This is a genomic window from Tropicimonas sp. S265A, assembly GCF_049800835.1.
Classification (GTDB): domain Bacteria; phylum Pseudomonadota; class Alphaproteobacteria; order Rhodobacterales; family Rhodobacteraceae; genus Dinoroseobacter.
In genome coordinates, this window is sequence record NZ_JBNAFU010000001.1 from 416,593 (window position 1) to 435,279 (window position 18,687).

Below are 18,687 nucleotides of genomic sequence, written 5' to 3' on the forward strand. Positions count from 1 at the left end.
CTCAGGTCAGCGGGTGCAGACGCTCGACGAGGCGCGCGAAATAGCTCGCGCCTATGGGCGCAATACGGTCGTTGAAGTCATAGGCCGGGTGGTGCAGCGTCGCGCCCGCCCCCTGCCCGAGGAACACGTAGGCGCCAGGCCGGGCCTGCAACATGTAGGCAAAGTCTTCTGCTCCCATTTGCCGCCCGATTGCCCCGTCGACCATTGTGTCACCAACAATCTCTGCCGCAGTCTGTACGGCGGCTTCGGTCTCTGCCTTGGAATTTACTGTCGGCGGGTAGCCGCGCTGGTAGTCCAGATCGGCCCGGACCCCGAAACTGGCGGCCTGACCTTTCACAATCTCCGACAGGCGGCGGGCCACCATCTCCTGCACGTGCGGATCGAAGCTGCGCACCGTGCCGCACAAATACGCGCCATCCGGCACGATATTGTCGGCAGTGCCCGCATGGACCTGCGTGACAGAAATCACCAGTTCATCAGTCGCGCTATGGTTCCGGCTGACAATTGTCTGGATCGCCTGCCCGATGCCGAGTGCCGCGATGATCGGGTCAGATGTTTCATGTGGCATAGCAGCATGACCGCCTTCCCCTCTGATATATATATGAAAATTGTCTACAGCGGCCATGACCGGACCGGGCTGGGTGATGAACATCCCCTCCGGAATGTTCGGCGCGTTGTGCAGGGCGTAGACCTGTGCGATGTCGAATTGGTCCAGCATACCTTCCTCGACCATCACGCCTGCGCCGCCACCATCTTCCTCTGCGGGCTGAAAAATCAGCGCGACCTTGCCCGCGAACTTGCGCGTCTCCGCGAGATAGCGCGCCGCCCCAAGCAGCATCGTCGTGTGCCCGTCATGGCCACAGGCGTGCATTCTGCCCGGATGAAGCGAGGCATGTTCCGCGTCTGTCTGCTCTTCGATTGGCAAGGCGTCCATATCGGCGCGCAACCCGATCACGCCGCCCTCGGCCTGCCCGTTGATCAGGGCGACAACACCGGTTTTCGCAAAGCCCTCGTGGATCTCGTCCACGCCGAAGTCCTGCAACCGCGAGACAACGAAGGCGGCGGTTTCCGCGCAGTCAAATCCAAGCTCCGGTGCGCGGTGCAACGCCCGCCGCCAGGTGCTCATATCTTCGGCAAATTCCGCGATCCGATTGACAACAGCCATGGGGTGTTCTCCTTTCCACCAGACCTAGCCGTTTTTCAGGTAAACGAAAGGCAAAAGCCGCATGGTTTTTCCCCCCAACGAAAGCGATCGCCTGTGTCACGACCCGAACGGCGGATTACCGCGCCTTCTTGAGATCATGCGCCGTCTGCGTGACCCCGAAACGGGATGTCCGTGGGATGTCGAGCAGGATTTCGCGACCATCGCGCCCTACACCATCGAAGAGGCCTACGAGGTGGAGGATGCGATCTCGCGGAAGGACTGGGCCGATCTGGAAGGAGAGCTCGGCGATTTGTTGCTTCAGACCGTCTATCACACCCAGATGGGGGCCGAGGCGGGCTATTTCGACTTCCATTCCGTCGCCAACGCCATCGCGCAGAAGATGCTCGATCGGCATCCCCATGTGTTCGGGGACGAGAGCAACAAGAAATCCGCAGATCAACAGACCCGCGACTGGGAGGTGCAAAAGGCGCGCGAACGCGCCGCCCGAAACGAGACCGGGGTTCTGGACGGGGTGGCGCTTGGCCTGCCTGCACTGATGCGCGCCTTGAAACTGCAAAAGCGTGCCGCCCGCGTCGGGTTCGATTGGACCGAGATCGACGATGTGTTGTCCAAACTGCGCGAAGAAGCTGACGAACTAGCCGAAGCCCGCGCCACATCCGATCCTGAGAAAGTTCGTGAGGAGTTCGGTGATTTTCTGTTTGTTGCCGTGAACTTGGGGCGGCATCTGGACGTCGACCCTGAACAGGCGCTGCGCGAGGCGAATGCGAAATTCACCCGGCGTTTTGCCTATATCGAGGCCGAACTGGCGAAACGGGGCACCGCGCCGGCCGACAGCACCCTGGCGGAGATGGATGCGCTCTGGACGGCCGCAAAGGTAGCGGGGCTCTAGACCGCGCGCCGCCCTTTGCGGGTCGAGATTTCATCAACGCGGCACCACATGCCCTCGACGCGCGCCAGTACCGGGCGACCGCAGTGAAACATGGTGTAAGCCACCGGGCCGCCGGGCCAGGCGTCGCCTTCGCACAAATCGTCTGCGGATCGTATCTCCTGCAACCGCGCGCCTGTGACGACGGTTTGCATGCGCGACATCCACATGTCGCGGCTGGGCACATGCGCGTCCAGGGTGCCGGCGCGTACCAGAACCGGCGTTGCACCGGGAACTGTGTGCAGGAAACCCTCGTCCAGGCCGACGCGATCGATCCACTCAATCGCACAGGGTTGTCCCGAAGGCGTCACGATCTGATCGTTCCGACGCAAGAGTTTCGCCGGAACCTCCCCAATGGTCGTCAGAACGCGCGCCTCCGGGCCAAAACCGGGCAGCTTCCAGCCCGCAGCACTCGTTACACCGCCATCCGGGGACGGGGTCTTCTGCGCACCTGCACCGGTACTTCCGGCGTTCGCAGGCGTCGCACACACACGTTCATCACGTGCAACAGCACGCAAAGGGTTACTCATAATCATCACTGTCACCACTCGGGCCATACCGCCCGTACTCGTTATTTTTCTTGGTGGTGGCGTGACCACAAGGATCACGCCACCGGTGCATACTCAGCGTACTCGTACCGTCCTGAACAAGGGCAGGCTGCCACTGCTCAAGACCATCCTCTGTATGGCGGCGGACTGGGGCGACAGGCGGGCGCAGAAGGGTCAAACTGTGACGTTTTCAAGAGGCGCATGCGCGGATGCCGAAAACCAATTTCAACAAATTTTAGCGATCTCGCGAACAGTCAGGGGCTGATTTGATGCAGGTTCGGAACATGTCACCCCCCTTGGCTGGCTTTGTGGCCCAGATGAGAACACTCAGATGGAAATACGAGAACAACAGCTGCACGCCGAAACGTCACAATTCACGTTTCGCTTTGCATAACAGTCTGTTTTTCTGATCTTGGCACCGGTTTGCGCTCCAGCGAACCGATGCGGGATTCGGAAAGCGCCGCGCCGGGGAGGCTCACGATGCCAAGACAGATCATCATCGACACGGACCCCGGGCAGGATGATGCGGTTGCGATCCTTCTGGCGCTTGCCAGCCCGGCGGAGCTTGACGTGCTCGGCATCACGGCTGTCGCGGGCAATGTGCCCTTGGCGCTGACACAAAAGAACGCGCGGATCGTGTGCGAACTTGCAGGGCGCCCCGATATGCCCGTGTTTGCCGGGTGTGCGGCACCTCTGGCCCACACGTTGGTCACGGCTGAACATGTGCATGGAAAATCCGGGCTGGACGGCCCGGTTCTGCCTGACCCGACGATGCCGCTGCAGGACCGCCACGCCGTAGACTTCATCATCGACACGCTTCGCGCCAGTGCACCCGGCACGGTGACACTCTGCCCGCTTGGGCCATTGACCAACATCGCAACCGCATTCCAGCGGGCGCCAGACATTGCTGCGCGCGTGCAGGAAATCGTGCTGATGGGCGGCGCCTATTTTCAGGTCGGCAACATCACACCGGCGGCCGAGTTCAACATCTATGTCGACCCGGAAGCCGCCAAGATCGTCTTCGGCTCCGGCGCGCCGATCACCGTGATGCCGCTGGATGTCACCCACAAGGCACTGACCACCGCGCCGCATGTCGCGGGGTTTCGCGCAATGGGAACTCATGTCGGTGACATGGTCGCCGCCTGGACGGATTTTTTTGAACGGTTCGACAAGGAAAAATACGGCTCTGCGGGCGCACCGCTGCATGATCCATGCGTCATCGCCTATCTGCTGGAGCCCGAGATGTTCTCGGGCCGCCACGTGAATGTGGAAATCGAAACGGTCTCGCCGCTGACCCGGGGCATGACCGTCGCAGATTGGTGGCGGGTCACGGACCGTGCGCCGAATGCGATGTTCATGGGCGATCTGGATGCGGAGCGGTTCTTTGCGCTGCTGACCGAGCGGCTAGCGCGGCTCTAGCACTGGCGCGCCTGAACGCATAGATACCGCGCATGACGCTGCACATCCCCTTTCAGGCGCGGTACGCCGCCCTGCCCGACCGGTTCCATGCCAGATTGGCCCCGACGCCAGTGGCCAAGCCCGGGCTGGTCAAGGTCAACCACGGCCTGGCACGCGAGTTGGGACTTGATCCCGCCATGCTGGAAACTCCCGACGGGCTCGCACTGCTTGCGGGCAACACGGTGCCCGACAGCGCCACCCCGGTGGCGCAGGCTTATGCGGGCCACCAGTTCGGCGGCTGGAACCCCGCGCTCGGCGATGGTCGCGCGATCCTTCTGGGGGAGCTGACGGACCAGACCGGGCACTTGCGCGATGTGCAACTCAAAGGGTCCGGTCCTACACCGTTTTCCCGTATGGGTGACGGGCGCGCGGGACTTGGCCCGGTTCTGCGCGAATACATCCTTTCAGAAGCGATGCACGCCCTTGGCGTGCCCACCACCCGGGCGCTGGCTGCCGTGACCACGGGCGAGATTGTCCTGCGTGAAACGCCCCTGCCCGGCGCGGTGCTGACCCGGATCGCCGCCAGCCACCTGCGCGTGGGCACGTTTCAGTATTTTGCCGCGCGCGGAGATACCGAGGCGCTGCAAACGCTTGTCGCCTTCGCCATCGCGCGCCACGATCCGCAGGCTGAGGGCGCGTTGGGGCTTTTGACCGGCGTGATTGCCCGGCAGGCCCGGCTGATCGCCCGCTGGATGAGCCTCGGTTTCATTCACGGCGTGATGAACACCGACAACATGACCATCTCCGGCGAAACGATCGACTACGGCCCATGCGCTTTCATGGAGGCATATGATCCCAAGACAGTCTATTCCTCCATCGATCAGTTCGGGCGCTATGCTTACGCGAACCAGCCGGAAATCGCGGTGTGGAACCTTGCCCAACTCGCCACCTCGCTTCTGCCTGTCATCGACGCGAACCGGGACCGCGCGGTTGAAGTGGCCACCGAGGCCGTGCAAGGCTTCGCCGATGCCTACGAGGCCGCGTGGCTGCAGGAGTTCCGCGCCAAGCTGGGCCTCGCGACCGCCGACGATACCGATGGCCCCCTCATCACCGGGTTCCTGAAGCTCATGGCCGAGGCGGGAGTGGACTTCACCCTCGCTTTCCGCGCCCTCGGTGAAGACCTGTCAGTTGCGCGCGAGCTTTGGCCTAACCCCGAAGTCTTCGACGCGTGGGCAGACCAGTGGTCAACGCGCCTTGCGGCTGAGAACGCGACACCGCAATCCGCCCGCACCGCGCTCAAAGCCGCAAATCCGGCATTCATACCGCGCAATCACCGTGTGGAAGAAGCCATTCAACACGCCATGTCCGGGGATTATTCCGTATTCGAGCGTTTGGTGGCAGTGCTGGAGACGCCATTCGCCGACCAGCCTCAAAACGAGGATCTGATGGCCCCTGCACAGCCCCATGAGGCCGTTCAAGCAACTTTCTGCGGAACCTGAGCCGCTAGTCCGGGATCGGCAGCGCGGTTGTGGATTTAATCTCCTCCATCGAGAGGAGTGCGGTCACGTTATAGATGCGCACCTCGTCGATCAGCGCCTGATAGAAGGTGTCATAGGCCCGCGCGTTGGGCACGCGGACCTTCAGGATATAGTCGATATCCCCTGCGAGCCTGTGCGCCTCCAGCACCTCGGGACGACTCTGCAACGCATGCAGAAACTTCTGCTGCCATGCGGCCTCATGCTCGGACGTGCGGATCAAGACGAAGAAACATGCCTCCAGCCCAAGCGCCTCGGGATCGAGATTCGCCGTCTGGCTGCGGATGACCCCCGCGTCGCGCAGTTTTCGAATTCGGTTCCACACCGGGGTCTTCGAAGACCCGACCTGGCGCGCGATATCCTCAAGGGATTGTGAGGCGTCCTCCTGCAGGACCCTGAGAATTTTTCGATCTGTTGCGTCTAGAGAAACCACCATTCCAAACCGCCTCACATTTGGAGAATTGACGTCTGATCTGACGCCTAGCCAGAACATTTTTCCTTATCTACCCCGGATACTAGCGCTCGTATAGGAAATTTTTCTATATTTGAGAGACGACAGACGCGTGATCTCAAACCCAAGGCGCACCATGCAGCATTTCCCGATTTTCCTCGCCCTTGCGGGCAGACGCGTCGTCGTGGGCGGCGGCGGTGATGCTGCCGTTGCAAAACTGCGCCTGCTGCTGAAAACCGAGGCGCATCTGACAGTCGTAGACCCCGCCCCGGTGCCCGAGATCACTGCGTGGGCGGCTGAAGGGCGGCTGACGTTAATCACGCGGGCGTTCGAGCCGGGCGATGCCATGTGCGCGTCCCTCGTATATTCCGCGACAGAGAACACCGCCAAAGATGCGCGTATCCGGCGGCTGGCGCAGGCCGATGGCGCGCTGGTGAACATCGTCGACAACCTCGACGACAGTCAGTTCATCACGCCTGCCATTGTGGACCGTGACCCGGTCACCATCGCCATCGGCACCGAAGGCGCCGCCCCGGTGCTGGCGCGCGCGATTAAACGAGACCTTGAGGACCGTTTGTCCCCAATGCTGGGGATGCTCGCCCGGATCGGTAAAACCTTCCGCCCCAAGGCCGATGCGCTGCCCATGGGCCGTCCGCGCCGCGACTTCTGGTCTGCCTTTTACTTTGACGCAGGCCCCAAAGCCGCCGAACACTCGGGCGAGACTGGTGCTCAGGCCGCACTGAACGGGTTGCTGACCGCACATTTGCACAAAGAAGACCGCGAGGGCGAAGTGATCTTTGTCGGCGCTGGTCCGGGCGATCCGGAGCTTTTGACGCTGAAGGCGCGCAAGGCGCTCGATACGGCAGATGTCGTGTTGCATGACCGCCTCGTACCGTTGGAAATCCTTGAGCTGGTGCGCCGCGAGGCCACGATCATCGAGACCGGCAAGACCGGCTTCGGCGCGGCCATGTCGCAAGACGACATCAACGATCTGATGGTGACCCATGCCGCAGAGGGTGCACAGGTCGTGCGGTTGAAATCCGGCGACCCAAGCGTATTCGGGCGTTTGGATGAAGAGGCACAGGCGCTATCCGAAGCGCAGATCCCGTACCGCGTCGTCCCGGGCATTACGGCCGCCTCTGCCGGAGCGGCTGCACTGGGGCACTCCCTGACGCGGCGCGGGCGCAACTCCGACCTGCGGTTCCTGACAGGGCACGACGTGGCGGGTTTTGCCGATCACGACTGGGCCACGCTGGCCCGTCCCGGCGCGGTCGCTGCCATCTACATGGGCAAGCGCGCCGCGCGGTTCCTGCAGGGACGCCTGTTGATGCACGGGGCCGCTGCAGAAACATCCGTCAGCATCGTGGAGAATATCTCCCGCCCAGATCAGCGCATCGTCGCAGCAACCCTCGGCGATCTGTCCGACAAGGCAAGCGATCTGACCGGGCCCGCCGTGCTGTTCCTCGGTCTCGGCTCCGAGGCCGCGGCGCAGGCTGTCACCGAAGCACCGGCGACGTTCAAGCCCCTCGAGAAAAACGACTATCCCGCTTCCGCGATGGAGTTCTATTGATATGCCCCAGACTTTTTCCCCCAAAGTCGTCACCGCCTCCGACCTGCTGGAGGGCGATGTGATCTACCTCACCTCTTCCGACACCTGGTCGCGCCATCTGTCCGAAGCCGAAGTGCTGGAGGATGAGGCTGACGCCCAGATCCGCCTTCTGCTGGCCCAAAGCCAGCCGGATCGCATCGTCGGGGCCTACCTGGCCGAAGTGCGCCCCGGCAAAGACGGCCCCGAGCCCACGCATTTCCGCGAGGCATTCCGCGCGAAAGGGCCCTCGAACTACATCCACGGCAAACAAGAATTCGTCGACTGACCCAATCCCTATCTGACGCGCGCCGCTCCTCCCCCGATGGCGCCAGACCGGAGAGACCCATGTACAGCTATTCCGACTTCGACGCGGCCTTCGTCGCGGCCCGCAACGCGCAATTCCGCCAGCAGGTGGCGCGACGCATCGCGGGCAACCTGACAGAGGACGAGTTCAAGCCCCTGCGCCTCATGAACGGGCTGTACCTGCAATTGCACGCCTACATGCTGCGCGTGGCGATTCCATACGGCACGCTGCGGTCAGACCAGATGCGGCAGCTGGCCTATATCGCCGAGCGGTGGGATCGCGGCTATGGGCATTTCACCACCCGCCAGAACATCCAGTACAACTGGCCGAAGTTGCGCGACGTTCCGGACATCCTCGATGCGCTGGCCGAGGTGGAGATGCACGCGATCCAAACCTCAGGCAACACGATCCGCAACGTCACAGCGGACCATTTCGCCGGGGCTGCGGCGGACGAGATTGCCGATCCACGCCCGGTCGCGGAATTGCTGCGCCAGTGGTCCACCGACCACCCCGAGTTCCAGTTCATGCCGCGCAAGTTCAAGATCGCCATTACCGGCAGCCCGAATGATCGCGCAGTGACCAAGGCCCACGATATCGGTCTGCGCATGGTCGAGCGGAACGGCGAGCCCGGGTTCGAGGTGATTGTCGGCGGCGGTCTTGGCCGCACCCCGATGATCGGCAAGGTCATCTCGGAGTTTCTGCCCAAGGCCGATCTGCTCCCCTACATGGAAGCGATCGTCTCGGTCTGGAACACGCTTGGCCGCCGGGACAACAAGTACAAGTCCCGCATCAAGATCACCGTCCACGAAAACGGGATCGAGCGGATCCGCGAACTGGTGGAGGCCCGGTTTGCCGAACTGCGCCCCGGATTCTCCGGCGTCGATCAGCAGATCCTGAAAGGCATTGAGGCACAGTTTGCCCCGCCCGCGTTCGCAGCCAAGCAAACGGTCACATTCGATGCGGCCTATGGCGCTGATCCGATCTTCCGGTCGTGGGTGGACACGAACATCACCGCGCACAAGCGAGCGGATCATGCGATTGTCACCGTCTCGCTCAAGAAACAAGGCGAAACGCCGGGCGATGCAAGCGCTGACCAGATGCGTGTTCTTGCCGACCTTGCCGCGCAGTATGGCTATGATGAACTGCGCATCAGCCACGAGCAGAACGTCATCCTGCCGCACGTGGCGCGCGCCGACCTGCCCGCGATCCACGCAGCACTCAAGGCGGCCGATCTGGCCACTGCGAATATCGGCCTGATCTCGGACATCATCGCCTGCCCCGGCATGGACTATTGTGCGCTGGCCACGGCACGCTCCATCCCGGTCGCGCAGAAGATCGCGACCCGGTTTGACGAGCTGAAGCTGGAGCACGACATCGGCGCGCTGAAGATCAAGATCTCGGGCTGCATCAACGCCTGTGGGCACCACCATGTCGGCCATATCGGCATTCTCGGCCTCGACCGCGCGGGTGTGGAAAACTATCAGATCACGCTTGGCGGCGACGGCACCGAGACCGCCGCAGTGGGTGAACGGGCGGGCCCCGGCTTCAGCTATGACGAGATTGTCCCGGCAATCGAGCGTCTGATCTACGCCTATCTCGACCTGCGCGACGCGCCCGAGGAAACCTTCCTTGAAACCTACCGTCGCCTTGGCGCGGCGCCGTTCAAGGCCGCGCTCTATCCGGAGGCTGCGAAGAAACATGCCGCTTGAAGCCCCGTTTCCGTCTCCGGCGGATCGCGCGGCCCATCTGAACACACGCTATCGCCACCATTCGGCGACAGCGGTGATCGACCGGGCGCTGAGCGATCCGACCGTGGGTCGCGTCGCCCTCGTCAGCTCCTTCGGGGCCGAGTCGGTCGTGCTTTTGCATATGATTTCGGTCAAGGCCCCGAATACGCCGGTTCTGTTCATCGACACGCAAATGCTGTTTCCCGAAACGCTGAGCTATCAGGCAGAGGTGGCCGCGAAGCTGGGGCTCACCAACGTGCAGATCGTGCGCGCGACGGACACCGCCGTTCAGACCGCGGATCCGGATGGTACCCTGCACCAGCGCGATACGGATGCCTGCTGCACCTTGCGCAAAACCGTCCCGCTGGAGGCTGCCCTGTCGGGCTATGACGCGTGGATCACCGGACGCAAACGCTTTCAATCAGGTTCCCGCGCAGCGCTTGAGTTCTTTGAACCTGACGGACCGCTGCGGCTGAAGGTCAATCCGCTGGCCCATTGGGACCCGTCGGATGTGCAAGACTACATGATCAACAACCGCCTGCCCCGCCATCCCCTGGTGGCAAAGGGGTATCCCTCCATCGGGTGCGCGCCCTGTACCTCGCCGGTCAAACCCGGCGAAGACCCCCGTGCGGGCCGCTGGCGCGACGCGGCCAAGGAAGAATGCGGCATTCATTTCATCAACGGCAAGGCGGTCCGCGGCCCCCTGCCCGCAGGAGAGACAGCATGAGCGTCATCGTCACGGATACCGGTTTTGGTCAGGATGACTGGAACGCCTCCTTTACCCCGCTTGCCGAAGCGCCCGCCAATGACATGGCCGCGATCGATCTGGCTTCGGACACGGACCCAGACGCCCTTCCGCGCGTCTTGAATGCGCAGATCGTGCGGATCGATTTTCCCAGCTTCGCCGATGGCCGGGGCTTCACGCTGGCCCGGCGCCTGCGCGACCTGGGCTTCACCGGGCGGCTGCGTGCGCGGGGCCATGTCGTCTCAGACCAATACGCGATGGCGCGTCGGTCCGGGTTCGACGAGGTGGAGATTTCCGACGACCTCGCCGCCCGTCAGCCCGAGGGCGAGTGGCAGTTCCGCGCGAACTGGACCGCGCACAACTATCAGGCCCGCCTCCGCGCCTGAATGTCCTCTTTGCAGAGGCGGAAAAACCCACTAAATGTAAGCTCAAGTTGACACCATGAACAAACCGACGAATGTGACAGCCGCCGTGACCGAAGCCAGCCCGATCAAAGTGCCCACCCTGCCCGATGCGCAGACCGTAACCCATGTACAGCACTGGACCGACCGGCTGTTTTCGTTCCGTGTGACGCGCCCGCAAACCTTGCGCTTCCGCTCCGGCGAGTTCGTGATGATCGGCCTGATGGGCGACCCGGATCCGAAGACCGGCAAGCAAAAACCGCTGTTGCGCGCGTATTCGATTGCCTCGCCCGCCTGGGACGAGGAGTTGGAGTTCTATTCGATCAAGGTGCAGGACGGTCCGCTGACCTCCAAGTTGCAGCACATCCAGCCGGGCGACCAGATCATCCTGCGCCCCAAGCCCGTCGGCACGCTGGTCCATGATGCCTTGCTGCCAGGCAAACGGCTCTGGCTGTTCGCAACCGGCACCGGCTTCGCGCCCTTCGCAAGCCTGATCCGCGAGCCACAGACCTACGAGGATTACGATCAGGTGATCGTCACCCATACCTGCCGTGACGTCGCAGAGTTGGAGTACAGCCGCCGGCTTGTCGAGGCCGTGCGCAAGGATGAACTTCTGGCCGAGCTGATGGGCGAAGGATTTGCCGACAAGCTGGTCTACTATCCCACGACAACGCGCGAGCAGAGCCCGAAGATGGGCCGGATCACGACGCTTCTCGAAGACGGCACGGTGTTCCGTGACCTCGGGATCGACGGGGGGCTCAGCGCGCAGACGGACCGCGCGATGGTCTGCGGCTCCCTACCCTTCAACCTCGACATCAAGACGATTCTCGAAGGCCACGGTCTGCGCGAGGGCGCCAATTCCGAGCCGGCGGAATATGTGGTCGAAAAAGCCTTCGTCGGCTGACGGCTGCGCGCTAGCGCACCCGGTCGAGCATCCGTGACAGCACGTCGGCCCGCGCCTCCGGCGTCTCGGCAAGCTCCCAGGCCCGGCGCCACTGCACCCGGGCCAGCGGGCTCAGTTCCGCCCGCTCCAGGACCGTTTCGAACGCGCGTGCATCCACTGGGCGCCGCGGCCTCTCGGCGCCTTGGATGTCGGCGCTTGTCTCCACGATTTCCTGAAGCGCATGCACCACATCGTGCCCGCCATACTGGCCGGTCAACCGCTCTGACGGAACATGAACAAGCGGCGGCACATCCCTCTGCGCTGCCGGCATAAGCCACGCAACACCCCCGAGGGACAATACCCCAAGCCCAATCACTGCTTTCGACACTGCTTGCATGGCCTCACACCGGTTTGCGGTGCCTGTCTCTTGCAAAAGCAACAGGTTTTCGGCAACCCGTGCCCGGTCAGACCCCGAAACCGGCACGCACCCGCCGAAACCGGGTTGAAGGATCGGCGGGAACACCCTATTTTCCCGACCTCAAAGACAATGGGATAAGGACGAAAGCAATAGCCCGTAGACCTCACAACGCGCCCCCGCAGCGCGACACCGGCCCCCGCGTGAATGGCCGCATCAGATCGGACCAAATTCGCCTCATCGGGGCCGAAGGCGAAAACGTCGGCGTGGTCTCCCCGCGCGAAGGCCTGCGCATGGCCGAAGAAGCGGGACTGGACCTGGTTGAAATCTCGCCCAATGCCGATCCGCCCGTCTGCAAGATCATGGATTTCGGCAAGTTCAAGTACGAGCAGCAGAAACGCGAAAGCGAAGCTCGGAAAAAGCAGAAAACCATCGAGGTCAAGGAAGTCAAATTCCGTCCCAACACCGATACGCATGACTACGACGTCAAGATGCGCAACGTGTTCAAGTTTCTTGAGAACGGCGACAAGGTCAAGGTGACCCTCCGGTTCCGCGGCCGCGAAATGGCGCACCAGAACCTTGGACGCGAACTTCTCGAACGCGTGGCCGAAGACACCAAGGACATCGGCAAGGTCGAAAACATGCCAAAGATGGAAGGCCGCCAGATGGTGATGATGATCGGACCCGCGCCCAAGTAACCGGACCCACCGCACGGCTCGACAAGCCTCCGCTTCGGCGGGGGTTTTTTCGTTTCAGGTTTCTTTTGTGCGGAAATACCTCCGCCGGAGGCAGCTTGAGGGGGCGCAGCCCCCGAGGGGTAGACCGTGCGTCCCGCCCCGGGACGCACCGCTCAACTGCCCGGTTTGCCGCGCCGGGGTTGCGGGCGCGAGGGGATCTCTTTCAAAAGCCCCCCAACCCCCATGGCAGCGATATCCGCACCGCTCACCGGCACGCCGCACGCCACCCTCTCCAGAACCCAGTCCGCCCCGTTCAATGCGGGAGAGCGCGCGCAACCCGGCAAACCGATGACGGGGCGCGCGCCGATCCGACCCAGAAACAGCAGGTTCCCGGGATCGACCGGCATCCCGAACCGGGTTACGGCTCCGCCCGCCGCCCGCACCCCCGCGGGACCGACATCGTCGGGGTCTGACGTTGCCGAAGCCGTCAGCAGCAGCACCATGTCGCCGTCGATCCCGGCCAGCGCCGCGCCCACCTCCGCGGTGCGGTGCGCTGTCACGCGAGTCTCGCTCAACCGCATGCCAAGCTGGGTCAGACGCGCCTCGATTGCATCAACGGATTTCGCGCGCAGTCGCGTGTCGGCCTCCGATACCTCGGTCAGAACCAGTCCGGCGGTCTGATGTGCCGCGGGCCTGATCCGCACACCGGCCCGCCCGGCCTCCGCCGCGCGCGCCACGGCAGCGACGCCCACCCCGTAGGCGATGATCTTCACCGTCCCGACCAGCATACCCGGACTGACCCGTGCATATTGCGGCACGGTGGCAAGCGTGATCATCGGATCGACAGAGTTGAGCGCCTCGATCGCGCGGGTGTTGATCTCGACGATGCCGGGCGCCTCCGCCACAAGGTTCACCCGGCCGGTGAACGCCTCCGTCACCCGTAACCCGGACTTGCCGGGTGCTGGCACCAGCGCTTGCGCGATCTGTGCTGCGGCAGCATTCTCGTCCATGTCATGCGGTCCGAGCCGCGCCACGATCACCTCTGTCGTACCGTTGGCCGCCATCTCCGCCAGATGCGCCGCGGTCAGCACGGTTCCCTTGGAAATCTTGCCCGATGGCAGTTGCGCGGAATGCGCCAGAAGCGCTCCCTCTGCCTCGTCCAGCGGAACCGGTCCGAACTTCATGGGCGTCGCAATCTCTCGGTGATCTGCGCCATCACGGATATTGCAATCTCGGCAGGCGATTTTGCACCGATATTCAACCCGACCGGCGCATGTATCCGGCCAATCTGGTCCGGCGTGAACCCGGACTCTTCGAGCCGCGCCACCCGCTTGGCATGGGTACGGGTCGACCCCAGACACCCGAGGTAAAAACACTCCGACGCCAGCGCCACCTTGATGGCCGGGTCGTCCAGCTTGGGGTCATGGGTCAGCGTGACCACAGCCGTGCGCGCATCCAGCCCCTCGGCCGCGAGCGCTGCGTCGGGCCATTCATGCACCAGCGTCTCACCGGGAAACCGCGCGGCGGAGGCGAAAGCCTCGCGCGGGTCGACCAGAACCGGATCGTACCCCGCCAGCCGCGCCATGGTCAGAAGCGGCTGCGCAATGTGCACGGCACCCACCACCACCATCCGCAACGGCGGGTTGTGCAGGCCCAGGAACCACGCCTCCTCGAAGCCCGATTTGTCTGCCCGCGCGCGGGCTGTCACGGCGCTTGCAAGGGGATCATCCGCACCCGGGCGCACCAGACGTCGCTCCCATGTGTCCGGGTTCACGGCCAGAGCAACGGCGGTCCGCGCCGCGCGCGCCGCGACAAGCTCGGCCAGAAGGTCTTCGGAGATATGCGCTCCGACAGGTTCGACGATGACCCTGATCTGCCCGCCACAGGCCAGACCGACCGCAAACGCCTCATCATCGGACACGCCAAAGGTCATCGACGTGGCCTGCCCGGTCTCGATCGCGTCCAGGGCTTCGGCCACGACCGCCCCTTCCACGCAGCCACCCGAAACCGACCCGGCCAGCTCCGCCTCGCCCGAAATCACGAGCTGGCTTCCGACCGGGCGCGGGGCCGACCCCCATGTTTCGACGACCGTTGCGATCACGGCCCCCTTGCCGGCGCGGTGCCATGCAAGTGCCTGCTCCGGCAGCTGATCATGCGAAATGGACATGTGCCTCTTCCTCCTGCCGGGCAGAGTATGGCGCAAGCGTTTGGGCGAGGCCAGAGGCCCCTGAGCGCGGATCAATCGCTGGTGATCATCGCCATGAGCCGGGCCTTGTCGCCCACATCGTCATCCTGCCCGATGGCCGCGGCCAAAGCCTTGAGCGAGGCGATGTTGTGACCCGCGCGAAAACTGTCGACATGCGGCAGCATGGCCATGATCCCCCGCGCCTTGGGCGCAAACCCGTCCCAGCGCAGCAAGGGGTTGATCCAGATGACGCGCCGCGCGCTCAGGTGCAGCCGGCGCATCTCGGCCTCAAGAGCGTCGGGGTCGTCGCGGTCCAGCCCATCGGTGATAAGCAGAACCATCGCCCCCTGGCCCATCACCCGGCGCGACCAGTCGCGGTTGAACGCGTGCAGGCACTCTCCTATCCGGGTGCCGCCTTCCCAGTCCTGTGCCTCAGACCCGGCCGCCGCGAGTGCTGCATCCACATCGCGCTGGTGCAAGTGGCGCGAGATGTTGGTCAGCCGCGTGCCGAAGGTGAAGGCATGGACCTTGGCCCAGCCCGCCCCCTTGGCATTGGTGACAGCATGCAGGAAGTGCAGCACGGCACGGGAATACTGGCTCATGGAGCCCGAGATGTCGCACAGGCAGACAAGGTTCGGCCATCGGATCCGCTGCGCCTTGTGGGCCAGATGATGGACCTCTCCGCCCCGCCGCATAGCGTCGCGCATGGTGCCCCGCCAGTCGGGGCGCAGCCCGCGCGGATCGGCCTTGGTGCGCCGCGACTGCAACGGCTTCACGGGCAGGGTCAACTGCGCGATCAGGCGCTTGGCCTCGGCCATCTCCGCATTGGACATCTGCTCGAAATCAAGCGATTGCAGGCGTTCGGTCGCCGACATGGTGCGCGAGGCATCAATGTCGATCTCGGTACCCTCTTCCTCGGTCTCGGGGATCTCGGGCAGGTCGCGATCCACCCCGTCCAGCAGGGCTTCTGCCGCGCGTTTCTCGGCGGCCTTGGCTTTCTTTTCGTCCTGCACGCCACGCACCATCGGCGTCAGGAAGCTCATCATCTGTTCCATGTAGCGCGGGTCACGCCAGTAGAGGCGGAACACCTGATGGTAGACTGCCCGCTGTTCCGGCCGCGAGACGAAACAGGCCTGCAGCGTGAAGTAGAAATCGCGCTGGTCGGTGAACCCTGCGGCCTGCACGGCCTCCACCGCGTCGATCACCCGGCCCGGTCCGACCGGAAGGCCGGCGGCCCGAAGTGCGCGGGCGAAATAGACGATGTTGTGGCTGAGCTTGGGATCGTCCGGCAGCTCGAGTTCAGCGAATTTGGCCATGGGAGGCTTTCAGGTGGGACCCGGCGCGGCGAGGGCTGTCTGCCCCTGCCCCCGCGAGGATATGTGCAGACTTGACTTCAGGCGGGCGCGAGTTCCTTGCGCACATCGTCGAGGATCTTCTTCGCCTCCGAGCCTTCGATTTTCTGGATATCGTCCTGATACTTGAGGATCGCCCCGAGCGTGTCGGCGATCACTTCGGGCGAAAGCGTCACGACATCCAGCGCCAACAGGCATTTTGCCCAGTCGATGGTTTCCGCAACACCAGGTTTCTTGAACAGGTCCTCCGTGCGCAGGCGCTGGACGAAGGCCACGACCTCGCGGCTCAGGGCTGCGGCGGCTTCGGGGGCGCGGGCTTGCAGGATCTCGATCTCGCGATCGAAGGTCGGGTAGTCGACCCAGTGATAGAGACAGCGGCGCTTGAGCGCGTCATGGACTTCGCGCGTGCGGTTCGAGGTCAGGACCACGATGGGGGCCTCGGGCGCGGGCACGGTACCCAGCTCGGGGATCGTGACCTGATAATCGGACAGGGCCTCCAGCAGGAACGCCTCGAACGGCTCATCCGTGCGGTCGATCTCGTCGATCAACAAGACCGGCGCACCGCCAGGTTGCGGGCGCATGGCCTGCAGGAGCGGGCGTTCGATCAGGTAATCGTCCGAGAAAAGCTCCGATTGCAAGGCATCGCGGTTGGCCGTGCCCGCGGCCTCCGCCGTGCGGATGGCGACCATCTGGGCCGGAAAGTTCCATTCGTACACGGCAGAAGCCGCATCGAGCCCTTCGTAACACTGCAAACGGATCAACCGGCGCCCCAGCGACGCAGCGATGGCCTTGGCAATCTCGGTCTTGCCGACGCCCGCCTCTCCTTCGAGAAACACCGGACGGCCAAGGGTCGTGGCCAGAAACACCACCGTGGCCAATGGCCGACCACAGACATAGCCCTGCGTGCCAAGCGTGTCCTGCACGGCGTCGATACTGTCGAATGCTTTGGTCATCACGTCCTCCGTTGCCTCAACCCTGCATGGGTGCCGCGGCGGGTCAAGTCGGTCTTAAGGCGCACGTCTCGGTCCGGGTTGCGACCAAATGGTCAGGAATTGTTCCGCAGCCCGCGACGCGCTATATGCCACCGCAGCAGTTGGGACCACAGGGAGCACGCCGTCATGAACATCACCGCCAAGATCACGTCGAAAGATGCCCCGGATATGGGCGCGTTCGACTGGGAAGACCCGTTCCGGCTTGAAGACCAGCTGACCGAGGATGAGCGGATGCTCCGCGACGCCGCCGCTGCCTTCGCTGCTGACAAACTCGCGGACCGCGTGGTCGCGGCGTATCGCGAGGCCGAGGTGGCACCAGAGATCTTTTCACAAATGGGCGCGGCCGGACTGCTTGGCCTGACCATCCCCGAGGAATACGGCGGGCTGGGCGCATCTTACGTGACCTACGGGCTGGTGGCGCGCGAGATTGAGCGGGTGGACTCCGGCTACAGATCGATGATGTCGGTTCAGTCGTCTCTCGTCATGTATCCGATCTATGCCTACGGCTCCGAGGAACAGCGGCAAAAATACCTGCCAGGGCTCGCCGCCGGATCCCTGATCGGGTGTTTCGGTCTGACGGAACCCGATGCGGGGTCAGATCCCGCCGGCATGAAGACCCGGGCCGAAAAGACCCCGACCGGCTATCGGCTGACCGGCTCGAAAATGTGGATCTCCAACTCCCCCATCGCGGATGTTTTCGTGGTCTGGGCCAAATCCGATGCCCATGACGGCAAGATCCGGGGCTTTATCCTCGAAAAAGGCATGGCCGGTCTCAGCGCCCCGAAGGTCGGCGGCAAGCTTTCCCTGCGCGCCTCGGTCACCGGCGAGATCGTGATGGACGGCGTCGAGGTTGGCGAGGACGCGCTGCTGCCCGGTGTGCAGGGCCTGAAAGGCCCGTTCGGCTGCCTGAACCGCGCGCGCTATGGCATCAGCTGGGGGGTGATGGGCGCTGCGGAGTTCTGCTGGCACGCCGCACGGCAATACGGGCTGGACCGCAAGCAGTTCAACAAGCCTCTCGCCCAGACCCAACTGTTCCAGAAGAAACTGGCGGACATGCAGACCGAGATCGCGCTGGGGCTGCAAGCCAGCCTGCGCGTCGGTCGTCTGATCGATGACGGTCAGGGCGCGCCCGAGATGATCTCCATCGTCAAGCGCAACAATTGCGGCAAGGCACTCGACATCGCGCGCATGTCGCGCGACATGCATGGCGGCAATGGCATCTCGGAGGATTTCCAGATCATGCGCCACATGCTGAACCTCGAAACGGTGAACACCTACGAGGGCACCCATGATGTGCACGCGCTGATTCTGGGGCGCGCCCAAACCGGGCTTCAGGCGTTCTTCTGACGCTTGCGTTTCGCGCAAGACGCGGGATAGCTGGGCGGGAAAGGATCCC

Annotated in this window: 19 protein-coding genes; 11 read left to right on the top strand and 8 right to left on the bottom strand. The window is 63.6% G+C overall.

Translation table 11 applies throughout. The annotated features are described in order from the left end of the window. Position 1: 1 nt before the first annotated feature. Complete coding sequence (locus ACP15N_RS02040) at positions 2–1,165, bottom strand: M20 aminoacylase family protein (protein ID WP_425090552.1); 1,164 nt, start codon at positions 1,163–1,165, stop codon at positions 2–4. A 61-nt stretch (positions 1,166–1,226) separates the two neighbouring features. Here ACP15N_RS02040 and mazG point away from each other — a divergent pair, with 61 nt between their 5' ends. Then, complete coding sequence (gene mazG, locus ACP15N_RS02045) at positions 1,227–2,054, top strand: nucleoside triphosphate pyrophosphohydrolase (RefSeq protein ID WP_425090553.1); 828 nt, start codon at positions 1,227–1,229, stop codon at positions 2,052–2,054. Here the strand turns inward: mazG and ACP15N_RS02050 are convergent. Continuing rightward, positions 2,051–2,620 (bottom strand): Hint domain-containing protein, encoded by a 570-nt coding sequence (locus ACP15N_RS02050; protein ID WP_425090554.1) that lies wholly within the window; start codon positions 2,618–2,620, stop codon positions 2,051–2,053. The genes mazG and ACP15N_RS02050 overlap by 4 nt on opposite strands. A gap of 498 nt (positions 2,621–3,118) precedes the next feature. Between ACP15N_RS02050 and ACP15N_RS02055 the strand changes: the two genes are divergently transcribed. Together ACP15N_RS02055 and ACP15N_RS02060 are read left to right on the top strand one after the other, a co-directional pair. After that, a complete protein-coding gene (locus ACP15N_RS02055) occupies positions 3,119–4,057 on the top strand; it encodes a nucleoside hydrolase (RefSeq protein ID WP_425090555.1) in 939 nt (312 codons plus the stop codon). Between the two features lie 32 nt (positions 4,058–4,089). After that, complete coding sequence (locus ACP15N_RS02060) at positions 4,090–5,535, top strand: protein adenylyltransferase SelO (RefSeq protein ID WP_425090556.1); 1,446 nt, start codon at positions 4,090–4,092, stop codon at positions 5,533–5,535. Positions 5,536–5,539: 4 nt separating this feature from the next. Here ACP15N_RS02060 and ACP15N_RS02065 read toward each other — a convergent pair whose 3' ends face one another. After that, positions 5,540–6,007 carry an Lrp/AsnC family transcriptional regulator gene (locus tag ACP15N_RS02065; RefSeq protein WP_425090557.1) on the bottom strand — a complete coding sequence of 156 codons (468 nt, stop codon included), beginning with the start codon at positions 6,005–6,007 and terminating at the stop codon, positions 5,540–5,542. A gap of 151 nt (positions 6,008–6,158) precedes the next feature. Between ACP15N_RS02065 and cysG the strand changes: the two genes are divergently transcribed. From cysG to ACP15N_RS02095, 6 genes are read left to right on the top strand one after another with little or no spacing between them, the layout of a single operon-like run. Next, complete coding sequence (cysG, locus tag ACP15N_RS02070; RefSeq protein ID WP_425090558.1) at positions 6,159–7,592, top strand: siroheme synthase CysG; 1,434 nt, start codon at positions 6,159–6,161, stop codon at positions 7,590–7,592. A gap of 1 nt (position 7,593) precedes the next feature. Further along, positions 7,594–7,896, top strand: a complete 303-nt coding sequence (locus ACP15N_RS02075) for a DUF2849 domain-containing protein (RefSeq protein WP_425090559.1) — start codon at positions 7,594–7,596, stop codon at positions 7,894–7,896. A 59-nt stretch (positions 7,897–7,955) separates the two neighbouring features. Continuing rightward, positions 7,956–9,623: a nitrite/sulfite reductase gene (locus tag ACP15N_RS02080; RefSeq protein ID WP_425090560.1), complete on the top strand. Its 1,668-nt coding sequence runs from the start codon at positions 7,956–7,958 to the stop codon at positions 9,621–9,623. Beyond that, complete coding sequence (locus ACP15N_RS02085; RefSeq protein WP_425090561.1) at positions 9,613–10,368, top strand: phosphoadenylyl-sulfate reductase; 756 nt, start codon at positions 9,613–9,615, stop codon at positions 10,366–10,368. The genes ACP15N_RS02080 and ACP15N_RS02085 overlap by 11 nt, the downstream gene beginning before the upstream one ends. Further along, positions 10,365–10,772, top strand: coding sequence for a DUF934 domain-containing protein (locus ACP15N_RS02090; RefSeq protein ID WP_425090562.1), 408 nt, complete (start codon positions 10,365–10,367; stop codon positions 10,770–10,772). Before ACP15N_RS02085 ends, ACP15N_RS02090 begins: the two co-directional genes overlap by 4 nt. A 55-nt stretch (positions 10,773–10,827) precedes the next feature. Beyond that, positions 10,828–11,691: a ferredoxin--NADP reductase gene (locus ACP15N_RS02095; protein WP_425090563.1), complete on the top strand. Its 864-nt coding sequence runs from the start codon at positions 10,828–10,830 to the stop codon at positions 11,689–11,691. Between the two features lie 10 nt (positions 11,692–11,701). Here the strand turns inward: ACP15N_RS02095 and ACP15N_RS02100 are convergent, their stop codons facing one another. Further along, complete coding sequence (locus ACP15N_RS02100) at positions 11,702–12,193, bottom strand: hypothetical protein (protein ID WP_425091615.1); 492 nt, start codon at positions 12,191–12,193, stop codon at positions 11,702–11,704. A gap of 44 nt (positions 12,194–12,237) precedes the next feature. On the opposite strand from ACP15N_RS02100, the gene infC reads away from it, so the two are divergent. Continuing rightward, the gene (gene infC / locus ACP15N_RS02105) at positions 12,238–12,783 is read left to right on the top strand and encodes a translation initiation factor IF-3 (RefSeq protein ID WP_425091589.1); all 546 of its coding nucleotides are present in this window, start codon (positions 12,238–12,240) and stop codon (positions 12,781–12,783) included. A 152-nt stretch (positions 12,784–12,935) separates the two neighbouring features. Here infC and ACP15N_RS02110 read toward each other — a convergent pair whose 3' ends face one another. The 4 genes from ACP15N_RS02110 to ACP15N_RS02125 form a co-directional block, all read right to left on the bottom strand. Beyond that, positions 12,936–13,946 (bottom strand): molybdopterin-binding protein, encoded by a 1,011-nt coding sequence (locus ACP15N_RS02110; RefSeq protein ID WP_425090564.1) that lies wholly within the window; start codon positions 13,944–13,946, stop codon positions 12,936–12,938. After that, complete coding sequence (locus ACP15N_RS02115) at positions 13,943–14,929, bottom strand: XdhC family protein (protein ID WP_425090565.1); 987 nt, start codon at positions 14,927–14,929, stop codon at positions 13,943–13,945. Before ACP15N_RS02115 ends, ACP15N_RS02110 begins: the two co-directional genes overlap by 4 nt. A 71-nt stretch (positions 14,930–15,000) precedes the next feature. Beyond that, complete coding sequence (locus tag ACP15N_RS02120; protein WP_425090566.1) at positions 15,001–16,263, bottom strand: vWA domain-containing protein; 1,263 nt, start codon at positions 16,261–16,263, stop codon at positions 15,001–15,003. Positions 16,264–16,340: 77 nt separating this feature from the next. After that, positions 16,341–17,252 carry an AAA family ATPase gene (locus tag ACP15N_RS02125; RefSeq protein ID WP_425090567.1) on the bottom strand — a complete coding sequence of 304 codons (912 nt, stop codon included), beginning with the start codon at positions 17,250–17,252 and terminating at the stop codon, positions 16,341–16,343. 165 nt (positions 17,253–17,417) lie between these two features. Between ACP15N_RS02125 and ACP15N_RS02130 the strand changes: the two genes are divergently transcribed. Beyond that, positions 17,418–18,638, top strand: a complete 1,221-nt coding sequence (locus ACP15N_RS02130) for an acyl-CoA dehydrogenase (RefSeq protein ID WP_425090568.1) — start codon at positions 17,418–17,420, stop codon at positions 18,636–18,638. The last annotated feature ends 49 nt before the right edge of the window (positions 18,639–18,687 follow it).